Source organism: Chitinophaga agri, assembly GCF_010093065.1.
Lineage (GTDB): Bacteria > Bacteroidota > Bacteroidia > Chitinophagales > Chitinophagaceae > Chitinophaga > Chitinophaga agri.
This window is the reverse complement of record NZ_CP048113.1, coordinates 5,695,526-5,721,390: the sequence shown is the minus strand read 5'-3', so window position 1 is coordinate 5,721,390 and position 25,865 is coordinate 5,695,526. Positions and strand designations below refer to the sequence as shown.

Genomic DNA, 25,865 nt, shown 5'->3' with positions numbered 1-25,865 from the left:
CTTCACTGCATTCAATTCCTAAGACATGTATAATCTGGAATACAGCCGTTCATGCTGCATGCTGCTGATATCAGCGCCAAAGCTGCACCGTCCTGCCATATCCCTTGGTATCGTCAGCGTACGCGTTACCAATGCAGGTAATTGAGATAACAGTTCAAATAAGATCTGCTGTCCCAGCTGTTGTCCCAGCGGGACTAACTTCACGCTGGTTGTAACCATACCGGTAGCCGCGTTATAATAAAAAGCAGTTAATGCTTCTGTAAGTGGAATGCCCGATAGCGCGGCATATATACCAAATGCCAGACAATAATGTCCGGTGGCGCTACCTGCCTTGATCTGCTGCATATATTTTTCTCCGGTTGGATATTGCGCCAACGGCGAAAACAACTTCAGCAGGCGGATCCCTAACTTCTGACTTGCCATACGCAGCTCCTGAGGAGATTTCAGGGCTGTGCACTCCTGATCGAGCGCTACCAGTAATGAGACATCATCCGCTACTGTTGCCTGATAGGCCAGTGCAGCAAACAGGGCGTCGTTGTAAGGCAGATTATGTTCCAATGTATTACGAATGAAAGCAGCGGCACTTACACCATCCTTGATCACCCCCTGCTGCACATAGGTTTCCAGTCCGCCGGAATGTGTATACGCCCCGATCGGCAATGTCGGATCGCTTAAATGTAAGAGATATGGTAACCAGTTGTGCATAATAGTTTATTTGCCAGTCAGCTGCATGATCTTACTAAAGAGTGATCCGCTAGTGCCATGGCCGTGTGGCGTAACATTGCTTTTCAGCATATTGGTTAGCGTCCTGAGTTCCTTTGCCGGCACATATCCCCTTGCTTCAAGCCAGCGGAATAACGGTTCTTCGTAAGGCACCAGCACGTCCTCACCATCCAGGAATAATGGCAGGTGTTTGTTACCAATTTCGTAACAGATCACGGCCATATCCGTCATTGTAGCAGGCCGTAGCACAATCGCCTGTGCAGGCAGGATGCTGATGACGATCGCTTTCTTATCATCCATCCATACAATATCTCCCTGTTGCAGCATAGGTGCTTCCCGCATGAAACGCAGGGCGACTTCCTGTCCGCCGAGTGTATAGCGGCGCAACACCCGCTTACCTGTTTCAAACCATTCCAGCTGCAGCGGATCAGTGATCCGTGGCTCTGTCGGACAGGTAATGATGTTGCCTTCTATTTTTTCTATAATGATCATAGTTGTAGTTAAAACAGGAAATAACGCTGTGCGAGCGGCAATACGGTAGCCGGTTCACAGGTCAGTACCTGACCATCCACCGTTACCTGGTAAGTTTCGGGGTTGACGGTTATTGCAGGTGTGCTGTCGTTGTGTATCATATCTTTCTTGCCAATGTTGCGGCAGTTCTTTACCGGCAATACGATCTTCTGTAAACCATATTCCTGCGCGATGTTCTTGCCCGCTGCGGCCTGCGAGACAAATGTTACACAGGTCTTGTGCAGTGCCCCGCCGAAGGCGCCGAACATCTCTCTGTATATCACTGGTTGCGGGGTAGGAATAGAGGCATTCGGATCGCCCATGCGACTACAGATGATCATCCCACCTTTGATGATCATTTCAGGCTTGGCGCCGAACAATGCAGGCTTCCATAGCACCACATCCGCCAGCTTGCCTGGTTCCAGCGATCCGACATGTGCAGCGATACCATGTGTGACGGCGGGGTTGATAGTGTATTTAGCCACATACCGCTTTGCACGATAGTTGTCATTATGCCTGCCTTCGTCTTCTTTTAATGCACCACGCTGTTTCTTCATTTTGTCGGCCGTTTGCCAAGTACGGATGATGACTTCACCTACCCGTCCCATAGCCTGCGAATCGGAGCTCATCATACTGAATACCCCCATGTCATGCAGGATGTCTTCTGCAGCAATTGTTTCCGGGCGGATACGTGAATCTGCAAAAGCCACATCTTCCGGCACCGTCTTGTCCAGGTGATGACATACCATGAGCATGTCCAGATGTTCATCGATGGTATTGACGGTGTAGGGGCGGGTGGGATTAGTAGAAGAAGGAAGTATATTCGGATACATCGCAGCCCTGATAATATCAGGTGCGTGCCCACCACCAGCGCCTTCTGTATGATAGGTATGAATAACCCTTCCGCCGATCGCTTGGATCGTATCTTCCAGGAAGCCGGATTCGTTCAGCGTATCAGTATGAATAGCTACCTGCACATCGTATTTATCGGCTGCTTTCAGCGAAGCGTTGATCACGGCAGGAGAAGCCCCCCAGTCTTCGTGTATTTTAAGGCCCAGGGCACCCGCTTCTATCTGTTCCCACAGGGGAGGCTCGGTCGCGCAGTTACCTTTGCCAAGAAAGCCCAGATTCATAGGGAATGCATCGGCAGATTGCAACATCTTTTTGATAAACCATTTCCCGGGAGTAACAGTCGTCGCATTGGTACCATCCGCAGGCCCCGTTCCTCCACCTATCATGGTCGTGATACCACTGTGCAATGCATGCGTGATCTGTTGCGGACTGATAAAATGGATGTGTGTATCAATACCACCGGCAGTGGCGATCAGTCCTGCGCCACCATGTACTTCTGTACTGGCGCCAATGATCATATCCGGGTCTACACCATCCATGGTATCAGGATTACCGGCTTTACCTATTTTCACGATACGGCCATCTTTGATACCGATGTCCCCTTTTACAATTCCCCAGTGATCAATGATCATCACACTGGTGATCACCATATCCAGTACACCCTGATCGCGTGTAGCCGTAGCAGATTGAGACATACCATCGCGGATGGTCTTACCTCCGCCAAACTTGGCTTCATCTCCATATACCGTATGATCGTGTTCTATTTCAATGATGATGTCCGTATCACCGAGGCGTACTTTGTCGCCAGTGGTAGGACCATACATAGCCGCATAGCGGTCACGGTTAATTTTAAGGCTCATTCCGGCTGATGTTTAAATTGTTGGTCATGGATCTGCTGCATGGCTTTACTGCGGGCGTTATCACCTATGGTAGTCCCATTAACAAGATCGTTCATACCGAAGGCGCGGCGGTTACCACCCAGTGATACCAGTTCTACTGTTTTTTCTTCACCGGGCTCAAAGCGCACAGCAGTACCGGCAGCAATGTTCAGCCGCATACCAAAGGCGTGTTCCCTGTTGAATGACAACATACGGTTCACTTCAAAAAAATGACAGTGAGAGCCGATCTGCACGGGTCTGTCGCCGGTATTGACAACATGTACCTGTGCGACGGTACGGCCCTTGTTGGCGTCAATAACGCCTGGCGCTATAAAGTATTCACCTGGGATCATACGCAGCAAGGAGGTTTAGAAGTGGGTGGATGGGCGTGTCTGTTATCTGATAGGATGGTGTACTGTTACCAGTTTGGAACCATCGGGAAAAGTCGCTTCTATCTGGATCTCGTCTATCATTTCAGGAATTCCTTCCATGACATCCTCTCTGGTAAGTATGGTAGCACCATACTGCATCAGTTGCGCGACCGTCTGCCCGTCCCTGGCAGCTTCCTGCAACCGGCTGCTGATCAGTGCAATTGCTTCCGGATAATTCAGTTTAAGTCCCCTGGCCTTTCTCTTCTCTGCAAGTTCTCCTGCCAGGTATAACAATAGTTTTTCAGTCTCCCTTGCCGTTAAATGCATAGTGATTTTGGTTTAAATAGTGTCTTGTTGTTCCTGACATCGCGTTGCAGGGATGGGTTAATGTATATAAGTCTTCAGTGATCTTCCGTGCGTTAATTTACGCAAAAAATGCAGAATGAAAAACGCTCAATGCAGTATTGCATTGAGCGTTTCCGTATGATAAGTATGTAATAAACTTTAAGCGGAGTTCCTCCCGGCATTGATAATACCGAAGGAACAACGTACAACCAGTTTCTCATACGTTTCTTTCAGGCCATCACCATTGCCCGTCTCATTCAGTTCGCGAATGCGCACCAGGGCAGCCTGCTGTATGGTAAGCAGCGGCAGCACGATACGCTCACGCATCTGAATAGACAGCTGATCAACCGGATAGGCAGCCATGAGTTCATTTTCACCTACCAGCTTCAGGATCATCGTACGGGTACGTTTGTACTCATCATGGATCATGTTCCATACTTCGCCGAAACGTGGATGTTTACCATATGCTGCTGTAAGGGGGAAGTAGCTTTTCTTCATCGCCATCTGACAGTTACCCAGCAGGGTACGGAAAAACAGGGAGTTTTTGTATAGTTTCCTGAGGTCGTCCCATTTACCTTCTTTTTCCAGTACTTCCAATGCTGAACCTACGCCATAATAACCAGGTACGTTCTGTTTCAGCTGGCTCCAGGCACCGACATAAGGCACCGCCCTGAGATCGTTCAGGTTCAGTTTGGCAGCAGCGTTCCTTTTGGAAGGACGGCTACCGATGTTGGTTTCTGCATAGTAACGCAGCGGACTTGCGAAGTCCAGGTAATCCAGGAAGTCAGGATGATGTTTCAGTACATTGAATGCTTTATACCCTTCATCTGCCAGTCCCTGTAGCAATGACTCTTCTTCCCCGGAAAGGGTCACTTCACGGGAGGAGAACAGCTCATTGGCAATACCGGCATGTACCAGTTGCTCAATATTGAACTGGGCAGATTCCACTGTTCCGAAGTTGGAGCTGATGGTCTGTCCCTGTATCGTCAGCTGAATTTCTTCATTGGCAATATCACGTCCCATAGACGCATAGAACTGGTGAGTTTTACCGCCACCTCTTGCTGGAGGACCGCCACGACCATCGAAGAAGACAACATCTATTTCATATTCCCTGGAGATACGGGTCAGTTCCTGTTTTGCCTTATAGATGCTCCAGTTGGCCATCAGGTAACCACCATCTTTGGTACCATCGGAGAAGCCCAGCATAATGGTCTGTTTGTTATAACGCTTTTTCAGGTGTTCCCTGTAGGCAGCATTATCATACAACTCACGCATCACATTACCCGCCTGACGTAAGTCATCGATGGTTTCAAACAGTGGCACGATATCTATGCTGAGTTTGTCTTTTTCCCAGCCGGAAGCCAGGAAGAGACCATACACCTCCATGACATTCAGTGCATTCATGCTGTGGCTGATGATATAGCGGTGACAGCCGAATTCGCCGTTGGCCTGCTGAATCTCCTTTACAGCGGCAATAGTGGCGAGGGTATCTTTATGCAGGGCATCTTCCAGCACACCCGGATCTGCTTTAGCTTTAATATTCAGCAAATGAGTGATCTTCTCATTATCCGGCAGGTCTTTATAATTTTTCGGCAACAGGTCTGTCTTTTCAGCGATTGCTTCCAGCAGTGGTCCATGAGCAGAACTATCCTGACGGATGTCCAGCGTAGCGAAGAACAGTCCGAAGAGTTCCACGCGGCTGACCATGTCATCCAGCAGGTTGAGGAACAGGCCGTTGTTCTCTTCTATGAGTATGATGCGGATACGTGCGAGTACGTCCAGTATCTCTTTTTGTGATATGTTGGTCTTTTGCCCTGGAATGAACAGATTATTATACAGCTGTTGTTCCAGGGCGTTGAGCTCCTGCTCAATACCTTTGAACGTCAGGCGGCGTTTCAGACGGCGCACATCCAGGTAGTAACACTTAATGATACCTCCACGCAGCGCCTCAGCGGTACGTAAGGTAGTATCTGCTGTTACAAACGGGTTACCGTCTCTGTCTCCACCAGGCCAGAATCCCATACGGATAACTGGATTATTACTATTGACAGCAGCGGGGAACTGTGCCTTCAGTTTGGAAATAATACGCCCGGCGGCAGGGTAGAATGTATTTTCCAGGAACCAGATAAGGCTGATAGCCTCATCGTATGGCGTAGGTTTTTCCTTCTTAAAGAAAGGAGTTTTACCCAACTGCTGAAGGTAAGCGTTCACCTGGGCGGTATTATCATTGATCAATGCCCTTGAGAGGTCATTGATGATAGTTAGTACACCGCCTGGATAGAACTGGGTAGGGTGTGCTGTCAATACGAGCCTTACGGAGAAATCCTGTAACTTCTTAGCCAGCCTGTCTTCAGCCTGTTCGGCGGTGATCTCGGACAAGAGGTGGCTCAGTGTGCCTGTGCCGTGCACATCATGGATCTGACGGAAAGCGGCATCTTCAAGCGCATCAAACAACACTACCTGGCGCTCAGCGTACTGCACAAAGCGGAACATGAGGTCCAGCTTCTGCTGTTCATTGCTGCAGGAGGTGTACTGCTGAAAATAAGAATCGAGAATTTCCTGGGGACTTTTTTCCTTTGCGAATCCTTCTTCACAGTGGATGAGGAACAATGACAGAAATACGCCGGTTCTCTCTACCTTATGAAAAGGTAATGCGGTAAACAGACTATTGTATAACTGGAACTTGGTACCAACCAGGTTCTTAAACAACTGCAAGGTATTATTAACCGGTGCTTCCATAACTAAATTTGGTAATATTAAAAGAGCCTATGCCAACCGGGAGCTAAAAATAATATAAAATAGTTACAAAGTAGAATGCAAAGTTATTTAAACGAGTAAGCCGCAGCGGAATGCTGCGGCTCATTGCAAGTCCCCGTTTACTTTGGGGTGAATTGAAAGAATAATTGTGTTAATCGGGTAATACTATCTGATAAAAAGAAATTAGTTTTTAGTGTTCTAACTGGAAACCGATGGGGAGGTTATAGCGTACGCTTACATATCGGCCACTCTGTCTACCAGGTTTCCAGGCTGGCATCAGTTTTACCACGCGCATGGCTTCTTCTTCCAGGCCACCACCTCTGTGTGCACCTACGGTCTGCACATCACTGATCGACCCATCTTTATTGACAACAAACTGTACAAATACCTTTCCTTCAATGCCGTTTTCCTGCGCCATATGTGGATACCGGATATTCTTCCGCAGGAACCTTGTCAATGCATCTTCACCACCCATAAATTCGGGCATTATTTCAACAAAGATCATCGGAGGTTCGTCAACAGGCACCTGTGGCTTAGGTGGTTCCACGACGCCGTTCCCACCAGGTACACCTGCAAATGGATTTTCCATTTCGCTGTCACCACCAGGGACATTTGTACTCGTCAGGCCAATGGCTTTGTGTTCAAGACTATCCCTCGGAGGCATTTGTTCTTCATCGCGTACAAGATCGTCATCTGTCACGACAGGACTTACAAAACCAGCGGTTGAAACAGGCGGTGGTGGCGGTGTGGGAACAGCCGGTGGTGGTGGTGTTACCGGTTTCTCTTCCGGAGGTAAGTCTCTCATTTCCGGAATAGCAGCCACTATATCAACTTCACTTCGTTTATGCATATCCGCAGCCAATAGTTTGTTACTCAGCACATATCCACCAATGATCACCAAAGCCACGGAAGCCGTACCTATTATAGCATTTCGCACACGCCTGTCTTCGCTACGGCGTAATTCATAGGCACCGTAGTCTTTATTACGACCATCGAAAAGAATGTCGAGAAAATCTGATTTAATAATGTTCTTTGCATTCATGGGATAAACATTTACAATATAGATGCGGGGCAAATACTTTTCCATACGAAAAGTTGAAAAAAGTTTTCAGCATGTTGCTGACCGGTCGTTTGAAAGGAAGTAAGCGAACAGTATATCAGCACAATAAAACAACTGATGCTTACAAAAACAATTGCTATATATTATCACTCCGCGATGCTCAACAGGTAAGTGCTTTATAATAAATAGCAGTAGATGTCGCGTTGAAATCCCTGCCAATATTGTGTTATCAGTCACAGCCAAAGGCAGCACCTGTAACAGCATGCACGGCTATCCTGTTACCTGGTAATTGTGACAGCAGGGAATTTTATTCATTCATCCTAAAAATTACACGATGAGTAGTTAAAGAGAAAGTGTAGTGAAAAATTACCATTCCAGATTGACATCCAGATCGGGATCACCTATTTGCTAAAGGAAGTATTCACTATCTTTTATGATAACATTGATATCGTTACCGAGCAGGTATAATGATGTTGTAATGATAAATTTAGTAATGAAGGTTTGCAGGCAACGCAGGTTCCGCCATTCAGCAGACAGCTGTATATAATGTTAAGAATAATGCCAGGGGGCGCGGGAGGTATATTACATAGAATTTACCACCAATAAATCTGCAACACACCTTCCCCGCTAACCTGACCGGGCATTTTTATTTACAGCTTATAGCAAACAATATCTTTAGTGATCAACAATAGCTGCCGGAGACAACTATCTTACAGAAATGAATATGATCATTCGTTACCACGTCACCCACAGAATAAGTATGTATCAATAATTGGTTATGCATTTGCATAATGAAATCGGTTTTTGATCTTTACGTGCTGATGCGATTGTTCTGATGGTGGGCCAAAACAAGGAGAATACTCAGCGCTCATCCCCGGGTGGTGGTAAACAGCAATAGTCTACTGATTCTGTAGACAAATATACAGCAGGAAATTATATTTCCAAATCCATCGCCTATATTTTTTTTCAGGCAGCAAAATTGCGTAGAAATGATGTAGAGCAAAATACTGATTATCACATGAGAAAATATTTACCAGCTGCGGCCATTGTCTTGTTATCACTCGCGGCCTGTCACAATGCCACCAAACCAGATCAGTCATCTGCTGATAGTACCACCCACACGGATACTACTGCGCAGACAGATTCTTTGCCGGCCCCATATGCCACAAAGTCTTCAAAGAACTACAGTAACGTATTGGGATGGCATGAAGGGAACACCCCTGTAGCGCCACAGGGGCTCACGGTGACTGCCTTTGCAACGGACCTTAAAAACCCCAGGTGGATGTATGTATTGCCCAATGGAGATGTACTGGTAGCAGAATCAAGTACCCATGATGATGTCGGTAAAAAGGTCAAAGATGCTGTGAGTGGTAGAGCCGGTTCGGGGAATTTCGGCAACAGTGCCGACCGCATTACATTATTACGTGATAACGACCGTGATGGAATACCAGAGGTCCGCACTACCTTTTTAAAGGAATTAAACCAGCCATTCGGCATGCTGTTGCTCGACAAAACATTTTACGTCGCCAACACTGATGGTATTCTGCAATTCTCCTATAAGAATGGCGATACTGTCATTTCCGGCCAGGGTAAAAAGATCCTCGACCTGCCTGCCGGTGGTTACAATAATCACTGGACACGCAATATCATTTCCAATGTTGCAGGCAATAAAATATATGTAAGTGTAGGTTCTGGTAGTAACAATGCAGAGCATGGCATGGAAAACGAACAGAGACGTGCCAACATTCTTGTGATCAATACGGATGGTAGCGGAGAGAAAATATACGCCAGCGGACTACGCAATCCTGTAGGTATGGACTGGGCTCCTGGTACACAAACGTTATGGACAGCCGTCAATGAACGGGACGAGCTGGGTGATGAGCTGGTGCCTGACTACCTCACCAGTGTAAAAGAGGGTGGTTTTTATGGATGGCCTTATTCCTACTGGGGCCAACATCCTGATCCTACCATGGAAGGCAAACAGCAGCCGGAACTGGTTAATAAGGCGATTGTGCCTGACCTCTCCCTCGGCGCACATACAGCCTCTTTAGGCCTTGCTTTTTACAAGGGCAAGGCGTTACCCGAAAAGTACAGAAACGGCGCGTTTATAGGGCAGCATGGCTCTTGGAACCGCTCTACCCTCTCCGGTTATAAGGTGGTCTTTGTGCCGTTTAAAAATGGAAACCCTGCCGGGCAGCCGGAAGACTTTCTGACTGGTTTCATTGCTGATGCTGACAAGAGTGAGGTATATGGCCGGCCGGTAGGCATCGCCGTTGCTACAGATGGCGCCCTGCTGGTAGCTGATGATGCCGGTAATACCATTTGGCGGGTGAAATAATTAAAATACTGTTAGCTTTGAAATAACAGAAGACACTACCCGATGAAAAAAGTTCTATTGGCGCTTGGCATATTGCCATTGGCCAGTTACGCACAGTCATATTCTGATACAACACATCGTCTCCGGGAGGTAACCATACAGGCATATCCTGGCAAACAGTTTACATTGCTGCAGGTACCTACCAGCAGTACCGTGCTTACCTCCCGGCAGTTACAGTTACAACAGGGCGTCACCCTGTTACCTGCCATGAACACTGTTCCCGGTGTACGCATGGAAGAACGTTCTCCCGGCAGTTACCGGCTTTCCCTTAGAGGTAGCCTGCTCCGCTCTCCCTTTGGCATCCGGAACGTCAAAATGTACCTGGACGAAATTCCTCTTACAGATGCAGGTGGTAACTCCTACCTGAACCTGTCTGACCCCGGTAGCTTTCAGGGAATAGAAATACTGAAAGGCCCTGACGGCAGCCAGTTTGGTGCTAACTCAGGAGGCGTCGTATTATTACATCCGGCAGGTACATTACCTGACAGTAATCATGTACGGGCTGATATACAAGGTGGCAGCTATGGACTGTTCCGCGAGCAACTGGGCTGGCAGCAGCAATCGGGGAACTATAAAGTGAATATCTACCAGGCAGTACATCGTTCCGATGGCTATCGTGATAACAGCGCCATGAAGCGTTACTATGTGCAGACGGCGCAGGAATGGCAGTATAATCCACATAATCAGCTGAAGCTGATCGCCTTTTACAGTGATCTGAACTACAGGACACCGGGAGGATTGACGCTGGCACAGATGGAGGCCAATCCGAAAGCATCCCGCCCTGCCACTCCTACGCTACCAGGGGCTATAACACAACAGGCGGGTATCCGTAATAAGACTGCTTTTGGAGGACTGGTGCACACTTCTCAGCTGTCTGAACACTGGCGGCATGTTATTACTGTGTTTGGTAGTAACACTCATTTTGAAAATCCCTTTATCACCAACTTTGAAGCAAGGGATGAGAATACTGCAGGCGCACGTACCTACTTTGCCCTGCAGGACCAGCAGATCGGCAATACTGGTATGCGAATGGACTGGACAACAGGTATGGAATGGCAGCAAACCACTTCTGACATTGACAACTATGGCAACCGTGCGGGTGTAAGAGATACGTTACAGGCAGCCAGTGATATCACCGCCAGACAATACTTCTATTTTACCGGCCTTACATTCAGACCGGGTAAACAGTGGGTGGCAGAAGCTGCGGTAAGCCTTAACTATTATCGCTACCACTTCAACGACGTCGCTGCAGGCACAGATGGCAAAAAGAAGTTTACGGCGGAACTCATGCCCCGCTTCTCGCTGTCCTATCTGATCACACCTTCACTGGCGGCACGTGCGACTGTCAGCCGGGGCTATTCCCCACCTTCCATAGCGGAAGTGAGGGCCTCAGATAACATCATCAATACCGCCCTTCAGGCAGAAACGGGATGGAACTATGAAACGGGCCTCCGCTTAAATACCCGTAATAACCGTTTCCAGCTGGATGCTTCCGTTTTCTATTACAAACTGGAGGAAGCGATCGTACGTAAACTACATGATGATGGTACGGAGTTCTTTACCAATGCAGGAGGTACGAATCAGACGGGAGTAGAATTTCAGGGAAGTGCCTGGCTGGAGACCCCAAGGACAAGTGGCTTTTTCCGTGGCATACAGTTGCAGGGAAGTTACACCTACAGTCATTTCCGGTTCAGCAATTATAACAATGCAGGCAAAGACTTTTCCGGCAATGCGCTTACCGGTGTACCTGAAAATGTAGTTACGTCAGCCCTGCTGATTGAACTACCTGCCCGTGTATCGTTGTATACACAATACAACTATACGACCCGTTTACCACTGGATGATGCCAATACCTCTTTTGCAAAAGAATATCACCTGGTACAAACTAAACTGAATTGGGGCGTGAACAGATGGCTGGCCATCTATGCCGGTGCAGATAATCTGCTGAATCAGCGGTATAGCCTGGGAAATGACCTGAATGCCGTAGGCGCCAGGTATTACAATCCGGCACCTGACAGAAACTACTATGGCGGTGTAAGGATCTTATTATAAAACAAAAATATCACGATAGTCATGAAGGTGTATCCGTAGCAGGGTACACCTTTGTTGTTTCACCCTTGTTTTATGAGATGATTTGGATACAGTGCAGGACATTTGTATGGACGGGTCAACATAGCATAAAAAATGGGACTGCTAAAAAGCAGTCCCTGCACATTATTGGTTCAAAAAAAATAAACAGTTTAAGCAGGTACGCCAGCTTGTTTATAATGCACTACCGGCAGTGCGCGGAGACGCGCCGCCGCAAACTCCGGCGTAATATCTCTTTGCGGATGCGCCAGCATTTCGTATCCTACCATGAATTTCTTCACGGTAGCTGAACGCAGCAAAGGCGGATAGAAGTGCATATGCCAGTGCCATTCCGGATGATCCTCACCATCATTGAACGGCATCTGATGCATACCTGCGGAATATGGGAATGATGTTTCAAAGAGGTTGTCGTAACGGGTGGTCAGATCTTTCAGGATTGCGGCCAGTCCATCACGTTCAGCATCTGTGAACTGCAGCAGACTTTGTACATGACGGCGACTGATGATCATCGCCTCATATGGCCAGACTGCCCAGAAAGGTACCAGCGCCACGAAATGCTCATTCTCTGCGATAATACGCTCTCCTGCTTTCAGTTCTTTTTCCAGGTAAGCAGTCAGCAGACTACGGCCGTGCTGCTGGAAATAGTTGCGTTGCTGACGGGTCTCTTTTTCAAGTTCCATCGGCACGTCTTCAGAAGCCCAGATCTGACCATGGGGGTGCGGGTTGCTGCAACCCATGATCTCTCCCTTATTTTCGAAGATCTGTATGTATTTGATAAATGGAACGGCGGCCAGCTCTTCCAGCTGTGCATGCCAGAGGTCCACCACTTTGCGGATATCCCGCAGATCCATTTCAGGTAAGGTCAGGTCATGACGCGGACTAAAGCAGATCACCCGGCAAATGCCTTTCTGTGAACGCGCGATCAGTAATTCATCTTCATCCACCTTTCCGGCCGGCGTATCTGCCAGCAATGCGGAAAAGTCATTCGTAAATGCGATCGGTCCGTCGTATTGTGCATTTTTAGTACCGTCTGCGCGGGTATTTCCCGGACACAGATAACAATCTTCCACATAGGCGGGACGCTGCACCAGCGCAGGAGATTCTACTTTCCCCTGCCATGGGCGTTTGGAACGGTGTGGCGATACCAATACCCATTCTCCTGTGAGGATGTTTAAACGGGTATGTGGATGCGCTGTCAGATCAAAGGTATTTTCAGACATTCTCTCAGAACATTTAATGAAGGGTGGTCCGGGACATGGTATCAGACCACCCTGCGATCTAGTACTTAGTTATTAACAAGATTGTTGACAGTGCGGCAACCATCTTCGATACTGGTAACATATGCTTTCAGTGGTGTTTTGAAGGCCTGCTCATAACCAGCTGCGGCTGCTTCCAGCAATGCAGGTACTGCGGATTTCCTGACGATGTTGATGGTGCAACCACCAAAACCGCCACCCATCATACGGGCACCTAACACACCCTGCTGGCCTGCGGCAAATTCAGCCAGCCAGTTCAGTTCCGGACAACTTACATTATACAGTTTATCCAGTCCTTCATGTGTCGCGAATACCTTCTTTCCAAATGCCTCCAGGTCGTTACGCTGCAGGTCTTCACAAGCATCCTGCAAACGCTGGATCTCCTCAACTACATAACGACAACGGTCATATACGGTAGCATTATGTGACTTCACATATTCATTCAGCATATCCATATTGGCATCACGCAGACTGTTCACATGCGGGTGATGCTTTTTGATCAGCGCCACACCGGTTTCACATTCCGCGCGGCGGGTATTGTATTCAGAAGATGCCAGAGAGTGTTTTACCTGCGTATCCAGTAACACCAGACTAACATCATCAAAGTTGAAAGGAATATATTCATAATCCAGTGAAGCACAATCCAGCTTGATCAGCTGTTGTTTTTTACCGAACATGCTCGCAAACTGGTCCATGATACCGCAGCGTACACCTACGAAGTGGTTTTCTGCAGCCTGTGCCAGCAAGGTCATGTCCTTACGACCGATTCCCAGTCCAAAAAGCTCGTTCAATGCATAGATGGTTGCACATTCGAGTGCTGCGGAGGATGAAAGGCCGGCGCCCAGGGGAACATTACCGCAAAAAGCACATTCGAAACCACCAATGATATGACCAGCCTGTTGTAACTGCTGCACAACGCCCAGCAGATAGTCAGGCCATTGCTGTGCTGTACGGACAACATTATCCAGAGAACCTTCATAGCGGTCATTTACGTCCAGCGCATGTAAAATGATCTTGTTATCATTACGTTTTACGATAGCCAGATAAATAGCTTTGTCTATAGCAGCGGGCAATACAAACCCGTTATTATAGTCGGTGTGCTCTCCGATCAGGTTAATACGCCCTGCTGCTCTTACCATTATTGGTTCCTGGTCGAAATGCTGCTGGGAAAAGGCGTTTAATTTAGCTTGCTCCACTGTATTTATTTTTTTGATGATATACTAAAGGGAGATCAATGTCCTCCCGTCAATGTTTTTATAGTTGTTACTTCTTCCGCACTATAGGGCGTTCCATCCTGGCGGAAGATGTCATGGAACCACACGGAAGGCTCTGCGCCATCTTTCATAGGAGTATCCCATGCGTAGATGGTATTGGTCTTACCAGATACCAGTCCCCAGTTATATGCAGCCACTTTTTCCTTCTTGAGCAGCGGCATGATATTCTGGAAACGGCTTCCCCTTGTGCGGGCCATATATTCTGTACATATCAGCGGACGGCCGAACTTCCGCAGGCTGTCAATTACCTGCTGATGCTCTTTTTCATCTGCATAATTATGATAGGTGATGACGTCAGAGTTATTCAGCTGGAAAGTATTCAGGTCGGTCAGGTTTTTCGCCCATACACCCGCTGATACCGGTTGCTCTACCGGCACCTGCCTGGCCCAGACAAATACTTTCTGTAAAAGGTCCATGCTTTTATTACCATAATTTGAATTACCTGGTTCATTGTACAGATCCCACAACAGGATACGTTTATCTTTTCCGAATGATGTCAGCACGTCTTTTACATACAACTCCAGTGTATCGGTGAGCGCCGGGGAAGTTTCCCTGCGTATACCCGGATCCTGCAGCCAGCCTGAGTTGTGTATCCCGGTTTTAGGGGCAGGTTGCTGACCGGTCGTATAAGTATTATTCCAACAGTCGTCAAACAGCACAAAGGTGGTGGAGATGCCGTTCCTGTCGGATATATCCAGATAGGTGTTCATCCTTTGTTTAAAGCCTTCACGATCTTGTTCCCAGGCAGCATGATGAAGGAATACCCTCATTGAGTTCATGCCGATACCCGCAGCATACCCCAGTTCCCTGTTAATAACAGCAGTATCAAAAGTAGATGCCTGCCACATTTCCAGCTGATTAATGGCATAGCTGGGAATGAAATTAGCGCCCCGTTGCCAGGTGTGCTGTTTATACCATTTGGCAGCTTTCTTTTTAGACCAGATCTCTCTGGAGGTTTCCTGCGCAAAAGCAACATTGGCCATTGTTGCGGAGAGCAGGACAGTCAGAAATACTTTCATTTTCATGTTTTTTCAATTTTGTGGAGCTTGTATTGTTGAATATGAAGAAGCGCTGTTGGCATTAAATTCTGACTGCAGATATATCCATGGAATCTATTTTTTGTGGAATAATTCTCAAAGTTAAAAGATTTACGTAAACGATTACAATACTTCTCTCTAAAATACAGTGTGGCTGATAAGGCCTATTGGCATGTTTTACAATAAACAATTGGTAAACAACACTGTATCTAAAAAAGGATGTGGAATAGACAATAAATGTAATCGTTTACTTTCAATTTTACAAGCGGTTTGGAAGAGGTCCTTTGAAAGGGACTGCTTGGTGGCAGGAATCACCACAACAGAGGACTTTTCAAAGACATCTGACTTCAAAAATGCTTTATCAATAAACAAGAAGGATCATTTCTGAGAAGACTGCCTGAACCGGGCTACTGGCTCAAGCACTACCTTGGTACGGACCTGCGTACTTACCACGCCATTACCTTCGATCAGCTCCATGAGTAAACGACACGCCTCCTTCCCCATTTCAACCGTCTGCTGATCTATACTGGAAAGACTCGGTGTGATATGCTCATCGAACGACTCATTTGCAAAGCCGATCACGCCGAAAGACCCTGGGATGTCGACATTCCTGTCTTTCAGTTCCTTTACGGCGCCCAAAGCGGTAAAATCCTCCACTGCAAATACAGCATCAGGAGGATGAGGAACAGTCAACAGATGCGCAATAGCCTGACGGCCGGCATTGATGGACACATCCCCGAAATAAACCATGGATTCGTCGAAGGTAACACCATTCGCGGCCAATGCTGCTTTGTAACCATCCAGGCGATCTTTGAAGATCTTGAGGTGCTGCTGCCCTGCAATATGGGCGATGCGGGTATATCCCTGCTTTAAAAGATGTTCAGTAGCATAATAAGCGCCCTTAAAGTCATCCACGACAACCGAAGGAATATTCAGACTGTCGTTCGCACGGTCAAAGAAGACCAGCGGTACCCCATGTTCTTTGATTTCGAGGTAATGACTAAATTCCTTGGTCTCCTTGGCGATAGACGCCAGAATACCATCCACACGGGTGCTCAGGAATGTCTCTATTGCTTTTTTCTCATACTCCGGCTGCTCATTGGACTGGTAGATCAGCACGTTATACCCATGCTGGTTCGCCATGCTTTCAATGCCGTGGACAACAGAGCCAAAGAAATTAATCTCCGCGCTGGGAATAATGACGCCGATAATATTCGTACGGCCTGACCGGAGTGACCAGGCTATCCTGTCGCGCCTGTAGTTCATTTTCTCGGCAGCGGCCTGTACCAGCTTACGGGTCTCCTCGCTGGTACCCTTACGGTTATTTAAGGCTCTGGAAACAGTCGCACCTGTTAAATTCAGTTCTCTGGCGATATCTGCTATGGTGACTTTGTTATTCAACTAAGGGGATGCTTTACCACTAAAGTAAAAAAATCATTCCGGATACGCTAAAATTTCTACCTATGCGTAGTAAAATGGTTGTATTATATTTATAAAATATCCAACAGACATCTATGACCAATATAACACCGCAGCGCTTTTTACCCCTGGACGTATTCAGGGGACTGACAGTATGTTTCATGATCATTGTCAATACCCCCGGCTGGGATACGTCCTATGATATGCTCAACCATGCACAGTGGCATGGCTGTACGCCGACAGACATGGTATTCCCTTCCTTCCTGTTTGCCGTAGGTAATGCGATGAGCTTTAGTATGCGTAAATTTCAGCAGCTGGATGATAAGACGGTGTTATCAAAGATCTTCCGTCGTACCATCCTGATCTTCCTGCTTGGATTCCTGATGTATTGGCTGCCGTTCGTAAGACACACGCCGGCAGGACTGGAATTCATTCCGCTATCTGATACCCGTATTCTCGGTGTCTTACAACGTATTGCACTATGTTACTGTTTCGCCTCCCTCCTGATCCACTATCTGCCTAAAAAAGCGGTGTGGGCAGTGAGTGCTGTGCTGTTACTTGGCTACTGGGCGATCATGTACACTTTTGGTGACCCGGCTGACAGATATAGCCTGACAGGTAATGCCGCAATACTTTTCGACAAGTTTGTTATGGGTGATAGTCACCTGTATCATGGTGAAGGGATTGCTTTTGATCCGGAAGGGCTGCTGAGTACATTCCCGGCCATTGTGAATGTTATCGCAGGTTACTATACGGGACTATTTGTACAGGAGTATGGTAAAACGGGTAAAGGACTAGGCAAACTGGTACAAGCAGGCGGATTCCTGATAGTATTAGCAGTACTCTGGGATGCCCAGTTCCCTATCAATAAAAAATTGTGGACAAGCTCTTATGTACTGTTTACGGTAGGTATTGATCTCTTGCTGCTTTCTCTGCTGATCTATATTATAGATTTCAGGAAACTGGAAGGCTGGACAGGCTTCTTTACAGTTTTTGGTAAGAATCCACTTTTCCTTTACCTGCTGTCAGAGGTAGTGGTGATCTTCCTCTACTTCTTCCAGATTGGAGGTGTCAGTGTTTATAAGGCGATCAATGCAGGCATTTTCCAGCAGATTGCGCCTGGTAAACCCGGATCGCTGTTATTTGCGTTGGTATTTATGTTGTTTTGCTGGAGCGTCGGAAAAATACTTGATAAAAAGCGTATATACGTACGTGTTTAGAATAAGACCGGGATGTCCTATCTTAGCTAAAACATCTCAACGGCTTTTGCAGATCATTGTGTAATTATCAGTTATCTATTAGTATGGAACTATCGTTAAAGGGGAAAACCGCCGTTATCTGTGGAAGCACTCAGGGAATAGGATTGGCAACAGCCGGTGAATTGGCTGCTTTGGGCGCAGAATGCGTCCTGCTGGCCAGGAACAAGGAAAGTCTGAAGACCGCTGTTGCCGGACTGGCTACTGAACATTTGCAGGAGCATAGTTATGTGGTAGCTGACTTCCGTGACACCCAACAGGTGGAACAGGCTATAAAAAGTATTACCGAAAGAAAAACGGTACATATTCTTGTCAACAATACCGGCGGGCCCAAAGCAGGTCCGGTTATGGAAGCCGACATCCACGAATTTACAGATGCCTTCCAGCAACATGTTATTATCAACCATATACTCGTACAGGCCGTTATAGCGGGCATGACAGCTGCTGGTTACGGACGTATCATAAATATTGTTTCAACATCAGTTAAAGCACCGCTTAAAAATCTGGGGGTATCTAATACGATCCGCGGAGGTGTTGCTTCCTGGGCAAAAACAATGGCGGGCGAACTGGCCCCCTATGGTATCACCGTGAACAACGTGCTGCCCGGTATGACCAACACCGCACGCCTGCAATCTATGATGGAGTATAGCGCTACCAAACGCAACACTACCGTAAACAATATCGAAGAGGAATATCTAAGGGAGATCCCGATGAAAAGATTTGGTGACCCGAAAGAGATTGCTGCGGCGGTAGCATTCCTGGCCACTCCGGCCGCTGCCTACATCACCGGAACCAATTTATGCGTAGATGGGGGCAGAACACCCGTATTATAACCTGATTAAAAATAAAAGCCCCGGGAAACCGGGGCCTAATTCATCACTTTTTACTATTACAAATTGAACAAGAGTGTATCTGATAGAACAAAAATCAATATTCTTGTCTCAAACAGTAAAGCAAAAACGGAAATTAATTTACGAAAGCGGGAAAACTATCCCGCTTTTGTTATTCTTTGTCAAACCATAAACGGGTGGTCAACGCATCCGGTCCCTGATTAGTGACGGCTGCTTTATAGTTGGTTCCGTTCAGTGCCTGCTCTGAAGAAGGATAAGTTAGTCTTAAAGGTATTTTACCACCCAGGTTGCCTGTGTATGCTGCTGGTAACTTTGGATAATCAAGTCTGCGCCATTCAGCGAACCCTTCCAATCCATCACCAAACAATGCTAACCACTTCTGCTCACCGATAGATTTTTTATAGTTAGCCGCATTATAAGCTACAGCTGCCTGTGCGAGGTAAGCCGTCACATTTGCATCGCTCACATTGTACTGCTTCAGGGAAGCTGTCACTGCACGATTATACAGTGATGATGCATCACCTGGTAATAAACCTACCTGTGCTGCTTCTGCCTTAATGAACAACAGTTCTGCAGCATTGAATAATACAGCAGGTGCTGTTGCAGCAGTGAATACTGCGCCCACATCTGAAGTCTTGTTAAAGCCCAGGCGAGCTGCTGAGTCAGTAGCCAGACCGTTGGTGATGCCCACCACTTTATTGGTATCTCTTGGAATAGCACCGTAAATAAGCAAACGTGGATCATTAAACTCATTCAGTTTATCCACCACACTCTTGCTGATCCTGTAGTCATTACGGGTTTCCCTGTTCTTTGCCACCGGATTCTGGTTAGGAGATGCCTGGTATACCAGCTGGGCGTTATCGCTATTGCTAACGATCAGGTTACTTTCGTCTGCACCGATTTCATCAAATACTGTTTTTGCCGCTGCAAATTCTTTATCGGATATACGTAATGCAATACGCAGTCTGAGTGAATTGGCAAACTTCTTCCATTTGTTCATATCGCCGTTGTACAGGATATCGCCGCCGATCGGATTATCAGATGGAGAGATCAGGCTTACAGCAGTTTTTAATTCTGCCAGCAGTCCCAGGTACACATCACGTTGTTCATCATATTTGGGTGTCAGATATTGATCGATCTTTGCTGTCTGTGAATAAGGCACATTACCATAAAAGTCAGTCAGTACCTGGAATATCCAGGAGCGCATGATAATACCCACTGCTTTATAGTTAGGATTATGCAACGTATCTCCCAGCTGTATCAGCTTTGTAAAGTCAGCTACACCCTGTGCATAGAAGTTATTCCATATAGTTTGAATGCTGGTGGCAGCAGGGATGTATCTGTCAGGGTCAGTATACTGGATCTTAGCCCAGTACTGTACATACAGCAAACTTGTTTCCATTGCAGCATCGGTACCCCAATAAGTATCTACGTTGGCTTTAATACCGTTGGTCAGCAGATAGTCAGGCTGCACCTGCTCCGATTCGTTCGGATTCTTGTTGATGTCCTCCAGCTTGGAGCAACTGTTCAATAATACAACAGCGCCAGCAAGACCCAATATATATTTAACTAATTTCATGATTTACTGCTTTAATCGGTTCATTAAAAGGATACCCTCAGGTTAAGACCCAGGCTACGTGTAGTTGGGATCTGCAGGGTTTCAAGCCCCTGTCCGTTACCTGTGTTGAAGGCTGTCTCCGGATCGATGTTCGGCACCTTCTTATCAATGTAGAACAGGTTACGTGCTGTCACTGTCAGATTGATCGCCTGCATACCCCATCTATGCGTGAGTTCCTGTGGCAGGGTATATCCCAGTCTTACTTCACGCAGTTTGATGAAAGAGGCACTGTATACACTACTCTCATTCAGAGAAGAGCTATATACTGATTTGTAGTAACGCTGTGCAGGCAGAATCGCTTCATTCTTTTTACCATCCGCAGTCACACCATCGAATACAACACCGTCATGATAAACAGTCTCTCCGTTTGGTGCTGCCGCATTGTGGTCAGCGAGGGCTACAGTGGTACCGTTGGTATTATTACCTGTAAAGTAATAAGGCAGACCACCATGTTCAGCATCACGTCCTGGTAAGCTGGCAGCCAGTACACCGGTATAGATACCTGTGTAGTTAGTACCAGACCAGATAGATCCACCTTGTCTTGTATCGATCAGGAATCCGAAAGTGAATCCTTTAAAGGAGAAGTTGTTGTTTACACTACCAGTCCATTTTGGCGTATAGTAACCCAGCACTTTTTTGTCGTTTGCGATCTGTGGGGTACCGTTTGCATTTACCAGGATACGACCTTCTGCATCACGGGCGTATGCTTTACCATACAGGGCGCCATAACGTTTGCCTTTGCTGGCCAGCACCTGAATGTTACCGGAGCTACCGAGTACATAGTCATTGAGATAACCGTCCTGATCCAGCTCTACTACTTTACTAATGTTTTTGGCATAGTTAAAGTTGATATCCCAACGGAAACCTGAAGGGGTAGAAATTGGTGTACCACCCAATGTCACCTCGATACCATGGTTGTTGATCTTACCGGCATTCAGCAGTTTTTTGAGATAACCGGTAGTGGCGCTTACGTCAGCCAGCAGGATCTGGTTGTAACTGCTGGAAGTATAGTAGGTCACATCCGTACGTATACGATCATCAAGGAAGCTGGCTTCCACGCCTACTTCAGCTGCTTTTGTGATCTCTGGTTTCAGGTCTTTTTTCAGGTATTTATCATTTACGGTCAGCAGCGGATAAGCACCGAAAGGCTGACTGAAAGGATACGTATTGATCAGCTGATAAGGATCGGCATCTTTACCTACCTGCGCCCATCCACCTCTGATCTTCAGGAGGGACAGTACATCACTCTTGATGTTCAGCGCTTCACTCAGTACAACAGCACCATTTACAGAAGGATAGAAATAAGAGTTATTTTCAGAAGGCAATGTAGAAGAGCGGTCGTTACGTGCCGTGACGTTTAGGAATGCCCAGTCTCTAAAGCTCAGCTGTGCTGAAGCGAAAGCACTATATACTTTCAGCTTGGTAAAATAGCTGGTAGAGATCAACGGGTCTCTGGAGTTATTCAGTGTGTATACATCCTTCACTGCCAGTTTAGGCGCCTGCTGATAGTTCTGTTCAAACTGATTGGTACGCTCGTTCACACCCACCAGTCCGTCGATCGTGAAGTCGCTGCTTATTTTCTTCTTTGCATTCAGCGTGAACTCTACGTTCGTCTCGCTTACTACGTAATTATCTTCTGTATAAGAACCGAACGGCGTGCCATTGGTATAGAAGGCCACTTTATATTTACGCTTATCATTGTAGGTATCAGTACCTACACGCAGGTTTGCAGATAACCAGTCGGTGATCTCATAAGCAAGGCGTGCATTTCCGAAGAAGCGGTTACGTGCCTGGCCAACAGTATTTTCATGCTGGATCCAATATGGGTTACTGTAGTAACTGTGGTTCCAGTTATAGTCCGTACCATCTGCATTTTTATAGTTACGCAGTAAACGGGTATCTACCTGACGACCGAACCAGATGAACTGTAAGGTGACGCTGTTACCACGACGACCGTCTACACCAGGGAGGTTATCAGCACCGGCTCTTGTATAGTTGGCGAAAGTGCTCAGCGTCACCTTAGGTGTAAGACGATAGGTGCTGTTTAATGCGAATGAGTTACGGGTGATACCTGTGTTAGGCAGGATACCTTCCTGTTTGGTATTATTGAATGAGAAGCGGTAATCTATTTTCTCGCTGGTACCTCCTACAGAGACACCATTGTTTAACGTATAACCAGTCTCATAGAAATCCTTTACGTTATCAGGATGCGGCACGAAAGGCGCAGGCTGTCCATTGGAAAAGAACTGTGGTATCAGACGGCCATCCATTTTCGGCCCCCAGCTTTCATCCACACCGTCGTTCAGTCCACCGCCTTTACCATCTACATAAGAGAACTGTCCGCCTGTACCCTGACCATATACGTCCTGGAATTTAGGCAGTACCAACAGACTTTCGAAAGTAGCGCTGGAGTTTACAGTAACGCCCAGTCCTTTGGCACTCTTACCGGTCTTGGTTTTAATAACCAGGACACCGGCAGCTGCACGGGAACCATAGAGTGCCGCAGCGTTAGGTCCTTTCAGTACGTTGAGCGATTCAATATCGTCGGGGTTCAGATCGGAGATTGCGTTAGCAAAGTCACGACCGGTACCGATACCCAGCTGGCTGTTATCCACCGGAATACCGTCCACAATAAATAGTGGCTGGTTGTTACCGGCGATGGAAGTTTCACCACGGATGATGATACGGGAAGAACCCATATTACCCTGGCTGTTAGTGATGGTTACACCAGCCAGTTTACCTGCCAGTGCATTTACAAGATTTGTTTCTCTTACCTCACCAATGTCTTTTGCTTTCAGTTCCTGTACCGCATACCCGAGGGAACGTTTCTCCCGGGAGATACCTAATGCAGTCACTACTACTTCATTCAGGCGACTTTCTGTGCTTTCCAGCGCCACATTGACAACTTTATTAGTAGATACGACCTGATCAATGGCGCTATAGCCTATAAAGGTGAAGTGAAGAGTATCTGTTGGTTTTGCTACGATAGAAAATTTACCATCAGCATCGGTGCTTGTACCTCTGTTGGTACCTTTCACAGTTACGATGACACCTGGTATGCGTTGTGCATCAGAACGGGCAGTTACCACTCCGGATACCTTCGCATCCTGTGCCTGCACCTGCTGCTGCCGGCCCAGAAGCGCAAATAGCAGTATCGCGGCAGTTCCTGGTAATTGTTTAATCATTGTATCAGATTTATCAGATTGTTATAAGAAGGATTACGGTTGGTCAGGCAAAGGGAGTCCCTAGCTGCCGGCGACGACCGGTAGTTATTATTAGCTGTTTGCTATGATCGATTATTTACTCGCTAAAGCTGGCATCATTACATGCACGAACAAGAAGATTGAGATGTCCCGGAACAACACCCGGACATAAAAGATACGACGTTGGTACAGATTCCTTTTGCAGCACCGTTATTTACCCTATAGGCTATAAACATTTTTAATGTATGGCTTTAAGTACAGGGCCAAAATTAACATACATTTAGTAATCTACAAAACAAGTAGACTAAATAGACTGAAATAATATTTATTTCTTTACAAAAGATACTGATAATGAACGCAATAAATATTTACTGATTTTCCAGATTCAGCAATCCGGCGTCCTGTAGCTGCTTTTTTATCATAGGATTACTACTGTATTTGTCAATGGGCACCTTGAGATTCTTCGCATCCAGGCTAAGGGTATTAAAGCGGTCACCGAAAGCATTGGCAAACGCATTGCCGTTAATGAGGTTCATCCAGATATAAAAGGGTTCAAAACGGCCGTAGCCACGATACTGCCAAAACTGATCCATGTGTCGGGTAAACCTGGTCAGCCCCGTGCTAAATTCTTCTTCAGTAGCTTTACTAACAGGGGTTTTACGTTTTTGTGCATCCAGTTGCTCCTTTCTGTACAACGTAATACTGAAATGTGATCCGGTATCTTTCTTAATGGCACTCATGGCTTCCTGGAGTGTCTTATACCCATCATCCACGCCATCGGCGCAAAACATCAGGAGGGAATCCCTGTCTTTAAAATACTTAAAGGTGGTACAGAAATACAGGTTGTCTTCTGAATAATGAACAGTATAGAACCTGCCATTCGCATTGACCTTTCTGATCTCTAAATGCACCAACCCATCTCCTTTCCCTCTGGCACCTGCCAGCTTTACTTCTTTAGATGGCATCCCTCCGTCCTCCACAATCAGTTCATCATCACTGATCTTGAGATGGCAAACAGGTGTGGCGCCAGTGGTCAGTGTGTACCAGTCGCCTTTCTGTGCAAACGCGGATACGGCCATCATACATGTTACTATTATAAGATAACAGGGCCGGAGTGATAAGGATCGCATAAATATGAATTGAAAAGGTTATTCGCTTTGTTGCATCAAACTGAATAATATCTTCTTCTCTCCTTCACTAAGCTGGGCATTACCGGCTGATTCCCCGGAGATGAAATGTCTTTTGAACGCCTTAATGGCGGCTGATGTATCACGGGTATCATACCCTACTATGCGTAATGCCTGTTTACTGCTGAAATCTACAGGCAGCAGGATCTTTGATGTATCACTATACCATAATCCATAACCTTTCTCCGCCAGTTGCTGCCAGGGAAAAAAGGCGCTTGGGTCTACTTTACGGCCTGGGGCGATGTCCCCGTGACCAATGAAGTTGGCGGCCGGAATGTTATACCGGTGCTTCAGGGAATCCAGTAACACCAGCAGGCTATTGATCTGCTTTGGCTCAAATGGTACAAATCCGTTGTTATCCAGTTCAATACCAATAGAGCAGGAGTTCATATCTGTTACATTCCCCCACTTGGCCAATCCGGCATGCCATGCCCGCAGGTAGTCATTCAGCATATGATTGACCGTGCCGTCTTTGCACACGACATAATGCGCGCTCACCTGGGTACGGGGCAATGTGAAGGTATTAAAGGTAGTATCACAGGAACCCTGGGCGGTGTGATGAATAATCACATAGTTAGGCTTCCGGAGGTTGAAATTAGTGGTCCCGATCCAGTTCGCTGCAGTCGGTGCCCCATCAACAGGGATCGCTCCCGGCGCTGCCTTCAGGGTAGTGGCCAGTTGTTTGGCCTGCTGACGGTATATTTTATTGGTCGCTGCGTAGGGTTTTGGAGCACAACTATATACGGCTGCGGCTATTACCCATAATAGTAAACGGGAATATTGCTTCATCTCGTCCTTCTTTG

19 protein-coding genes are annotated in these 25,865 nt (G+C 46.8%); 4 read left to right on the top strand and 15 right to left on the bottom strand.

The window, feature by feature from the left end; all coding sequences use genetic code 11:
• Positions 1-18 precede the first annotated feature (18 nt).
• The 7 genes from GWR21_RS22865 to GWR21_RS22835 all read right to left on the bottom strand — a co-directional run bounded on the left by GWR21_RS22865 (position 19) and on the right by GWR21_RS22835 (position 7,523).
• A complete protein-coding gene (locus GWR21_RS22865; RefSeq protein WP_202928983.1) occupies positions 19-705 on the bottom strand; it encodes an urease accessory protein UreF in 687 nt (228 codons plus the stop codon).
• Between the two features lie 6 nt (positions 706-711).
• On the bottom strand, positions 712-1,215 hold the full coding sequence (gene ureE, locus GWR21_RS22860) for an urease accessory protein UreE (RefSeq protein ID WP_162333966.1): 504 nt from the start codon (positions 1,213-1,215) through the stop codon (positions 712-714).
• An 8-nt stretch (positions 1,216-1,223) separates the two neighbouring features.
• Entirely contained in the window at positions 1,224-2,945 is a 1,722-nt protein-coding gene (ureC, locus tag GWR21_RS22855) for an urease subunit alpha (RefSeq protein ID WP_162333965.1), read from the bottom strand.
• Positions 2,942-3,316: an urease subunit beta gene (gene ureB / locus GWR21_RS22850; RefSeq protein ID WP_162333964.1), complete on the bottom strand. Its 375-nt coding sequence runs from the start codon at positions 3,314-3,316 to the stop codon at positions 2,942-2,944. Before ureB ends, ureC begins: the two co-directional genes overlap by 4 nt.
• A 42-nt stretch (positions 3,317-3,358) precedes the next feature.
• Entirely contained in the window at positions 3,359-3,661 is a 303-nt protein-coding gene (ureA, locus tag GWR21_RS22845; protein ID WP_089809655.1) for an urease subunit gamma, read from the bottom strand.
• Positions 3,662-3,838: 177 nt separating this feature from the next.
• On the bottom strand, positions 3,839-6,418 hold the full coding sequence (locus GWR21_RS22840) for a phosphoenolpyruvate carboxylase (RefSeq protein ID WP_162333963.1): 2,580 nt from the start codon (positions 6,416-6,418) through the stop codon (positions 3,839-3,841).
• Positions 6,419-6,626: 208 nt separating this feature from the next.
• Complete coding sequence (locus tag GWR21_RS22835; RefSeq protein ID WP_162333962.1) at positions 6,627-7,523, bottom strand: energy transducer TonB; 897 nt, start codon at positions 7,521-7,523, stop codon at positions 6,627-6,629.
• 991 nt (positions 7,524-8,514) lie between these two features.
• On the opposite strand from GWR21_RS22835, the gene GWR21_RS22830 reads away from it, so the two are divergent.
• Together GWR21_RS22830 and GWR21_RS22825 are read left to right on the top strand one after the other, a co-directional pair.
• Positions 8,515-9,834, top strand: a complete 1,320-nt coding sequence (locus GWR21_RS22830) for a PQQ-dependent sugar dehydrogenase (protein ID WP_162333961.1) — start codon at positions 8,515-8,517, stop codon at positions 9,832-9,834.
• A 42-nt stretch (positions 9,835-9,876) separates the two neighbouring features.
• Complete coding sequence (locus GWR21_RS22825) at positions 9,877-11,925, top strand: TonB-dependent receptor (protein ID WP_162333960.1); 2,049 nt, start codon at positions 9,877-9,879, stop codon at positions 11,923-11,925.
• 188 nt (positions 11,926-12,113) lie between these two features.
• On the opposite strand, the gene GWR21_RS22820 is transcribed toward GWR21_RS22825, so the two are convergent.
• The 4 genes from GWR21_RS22820 to GWR21_RS22805 all read right to left on the bottom strand — a co-directional run bounded on the left by GWR21_RS22820 (position 12,114) and on the right by GWR21_RS22805 (position 16,929).
• Complete coding sequence (locus GWR21_RS22820; RefSeq protein ID WP_162333959.1) at positions 12,114-13,181, bottom strand: UDP-glucose--hexose-1-phosphate uridylyltransferase; 1,068 nt, start codon at positions 13,179-13,181, stop codon at positions 12,114-12,116.
• A 65-nt stretch (positions 13,182-13,246) separates the two neighbouring features.
• A complete protein-coding gene (gene galK / locus GWR21_RS22815; protein ID WP_162333958.1) occupies positions 13,247-14,413 on the bottom strand; it encodes a galactokinase in 1,167 nt (388 codons plus the stop codon).
• Between the two features lie 35 nt (positions 14,414-14,448).
• On the bottom strand, positions 14,449-15,510 hold the full coding sequence (locus GWR21_RS22810) for a glycoside hydrolase 5 family protein (protein ID WP_202928982.1): 1,062 nt from the start codon (positions 15,508-15,510) through the stop codon (positions 14,449-14,451).
• Between the two features lie 396 nt (positions 15,511-15,906).
• Entirely contained in the window at positions 15,907-16,929 is a 1,023-nt protein-coding gene (locus tag GWR21_RS22805) for a LacI family DNA-binding transcriptional regulator (protein ID WP_162333956.1), read from the bottom strand.
• A gap of 113 nt (positions 16,930-17,042) precedes the next feature.
• Here GWR21_RS22805 and GWR21_RS22800 point away from each other — a divergent pair, with 113 nt between their 5' ends.
• Together GWR21_RS22800 and GWR21_RS22795 are read left to right on the top strand one after the other, a co-directional pair.
• Positions 17,043-18,167 (top strand): acyltransferase family protein, encoded by a 1,125-nt coding sequence (locus GWR21_RS22800; protein ID WP_162333955.1) that lies wholly within the window; start codon positions 17,043-17,045, stop codon positions 18,165-18,167.
• Between the two features lie 83 nt (positions 18,168-18,250).
• The gene (locus tag GWR21_RS22795; protein WP_162333954.1) at positions 18,251-19,036 is read left to right on the top strand and encodes an SDR family oxidoreductase; all 786 of its coding nucleotides are present in this window, start codon (positions 18,251-18,253) and stop codon (positions 19,034-19,036) included.
• Positions 19,037-19,205: 169 nt separating this feature from the next.
• Here the strand turns inward: GWR21_RS22795 and GWR21_RS22790 are convergent, their stop codons facing one another.
• From GWR21_RS22790 to GWR21_RS22775, 4 genes are all read right to left on the bottom strand, one after another.
• A complete protein-coding gene (locus GWR21_RS22790) occupies positions 19,206-20,633 on the bottom strand; it encodes a SusD/RagB family nutrient-binding outer membrane lipoprotein (RefSeq protein ID WP_162333953.1) in 1,428 nt (475 codons plus the stop codon).
• Positions 20,634-20,656: 23 nt separating this feature from the next.
• Positions 20,657-23,857, bottom strand: coding sequence for a SusC/RagA family TonB-linked outer membrane protein (locus tag GWR21_RS22785; protein WP_162333952.1), 3,201 nt, complete (start codon positions 23,855-23,857; stop codon positions 20,657-20,659).
• A gap of 386 nt (positions 23,858-24,243) precedes the next feature.
• Positions 24,244-24,957 (bottom strand): hypothetical protein, encoded by a 714-nt coding sequence (locus GWR21_RS22780; RefSeq protein WP_162333951.1) that lies wholly within the window; start codon positions 24,955-24,957, stop codon positions 24,244-24,246.
• 66 nt (positions 24,958-25,023) lie between these two features.
• The gene (locus tag GWR21_RS22775) at positions 25,024-25,851 is read right to left on the bottom strand and encodes an N-acetylmuramoyl-L-alanine amidase (RefSeq protein ID WP_162333950.1); all 828 of its coding nucleotides are present in this window, start codon (positions 25,849-25,851) and stop codon (positions 25,024-25,026) included.
• Positions 25,852-25,865 lie beyond the last annotated feature (14 nt).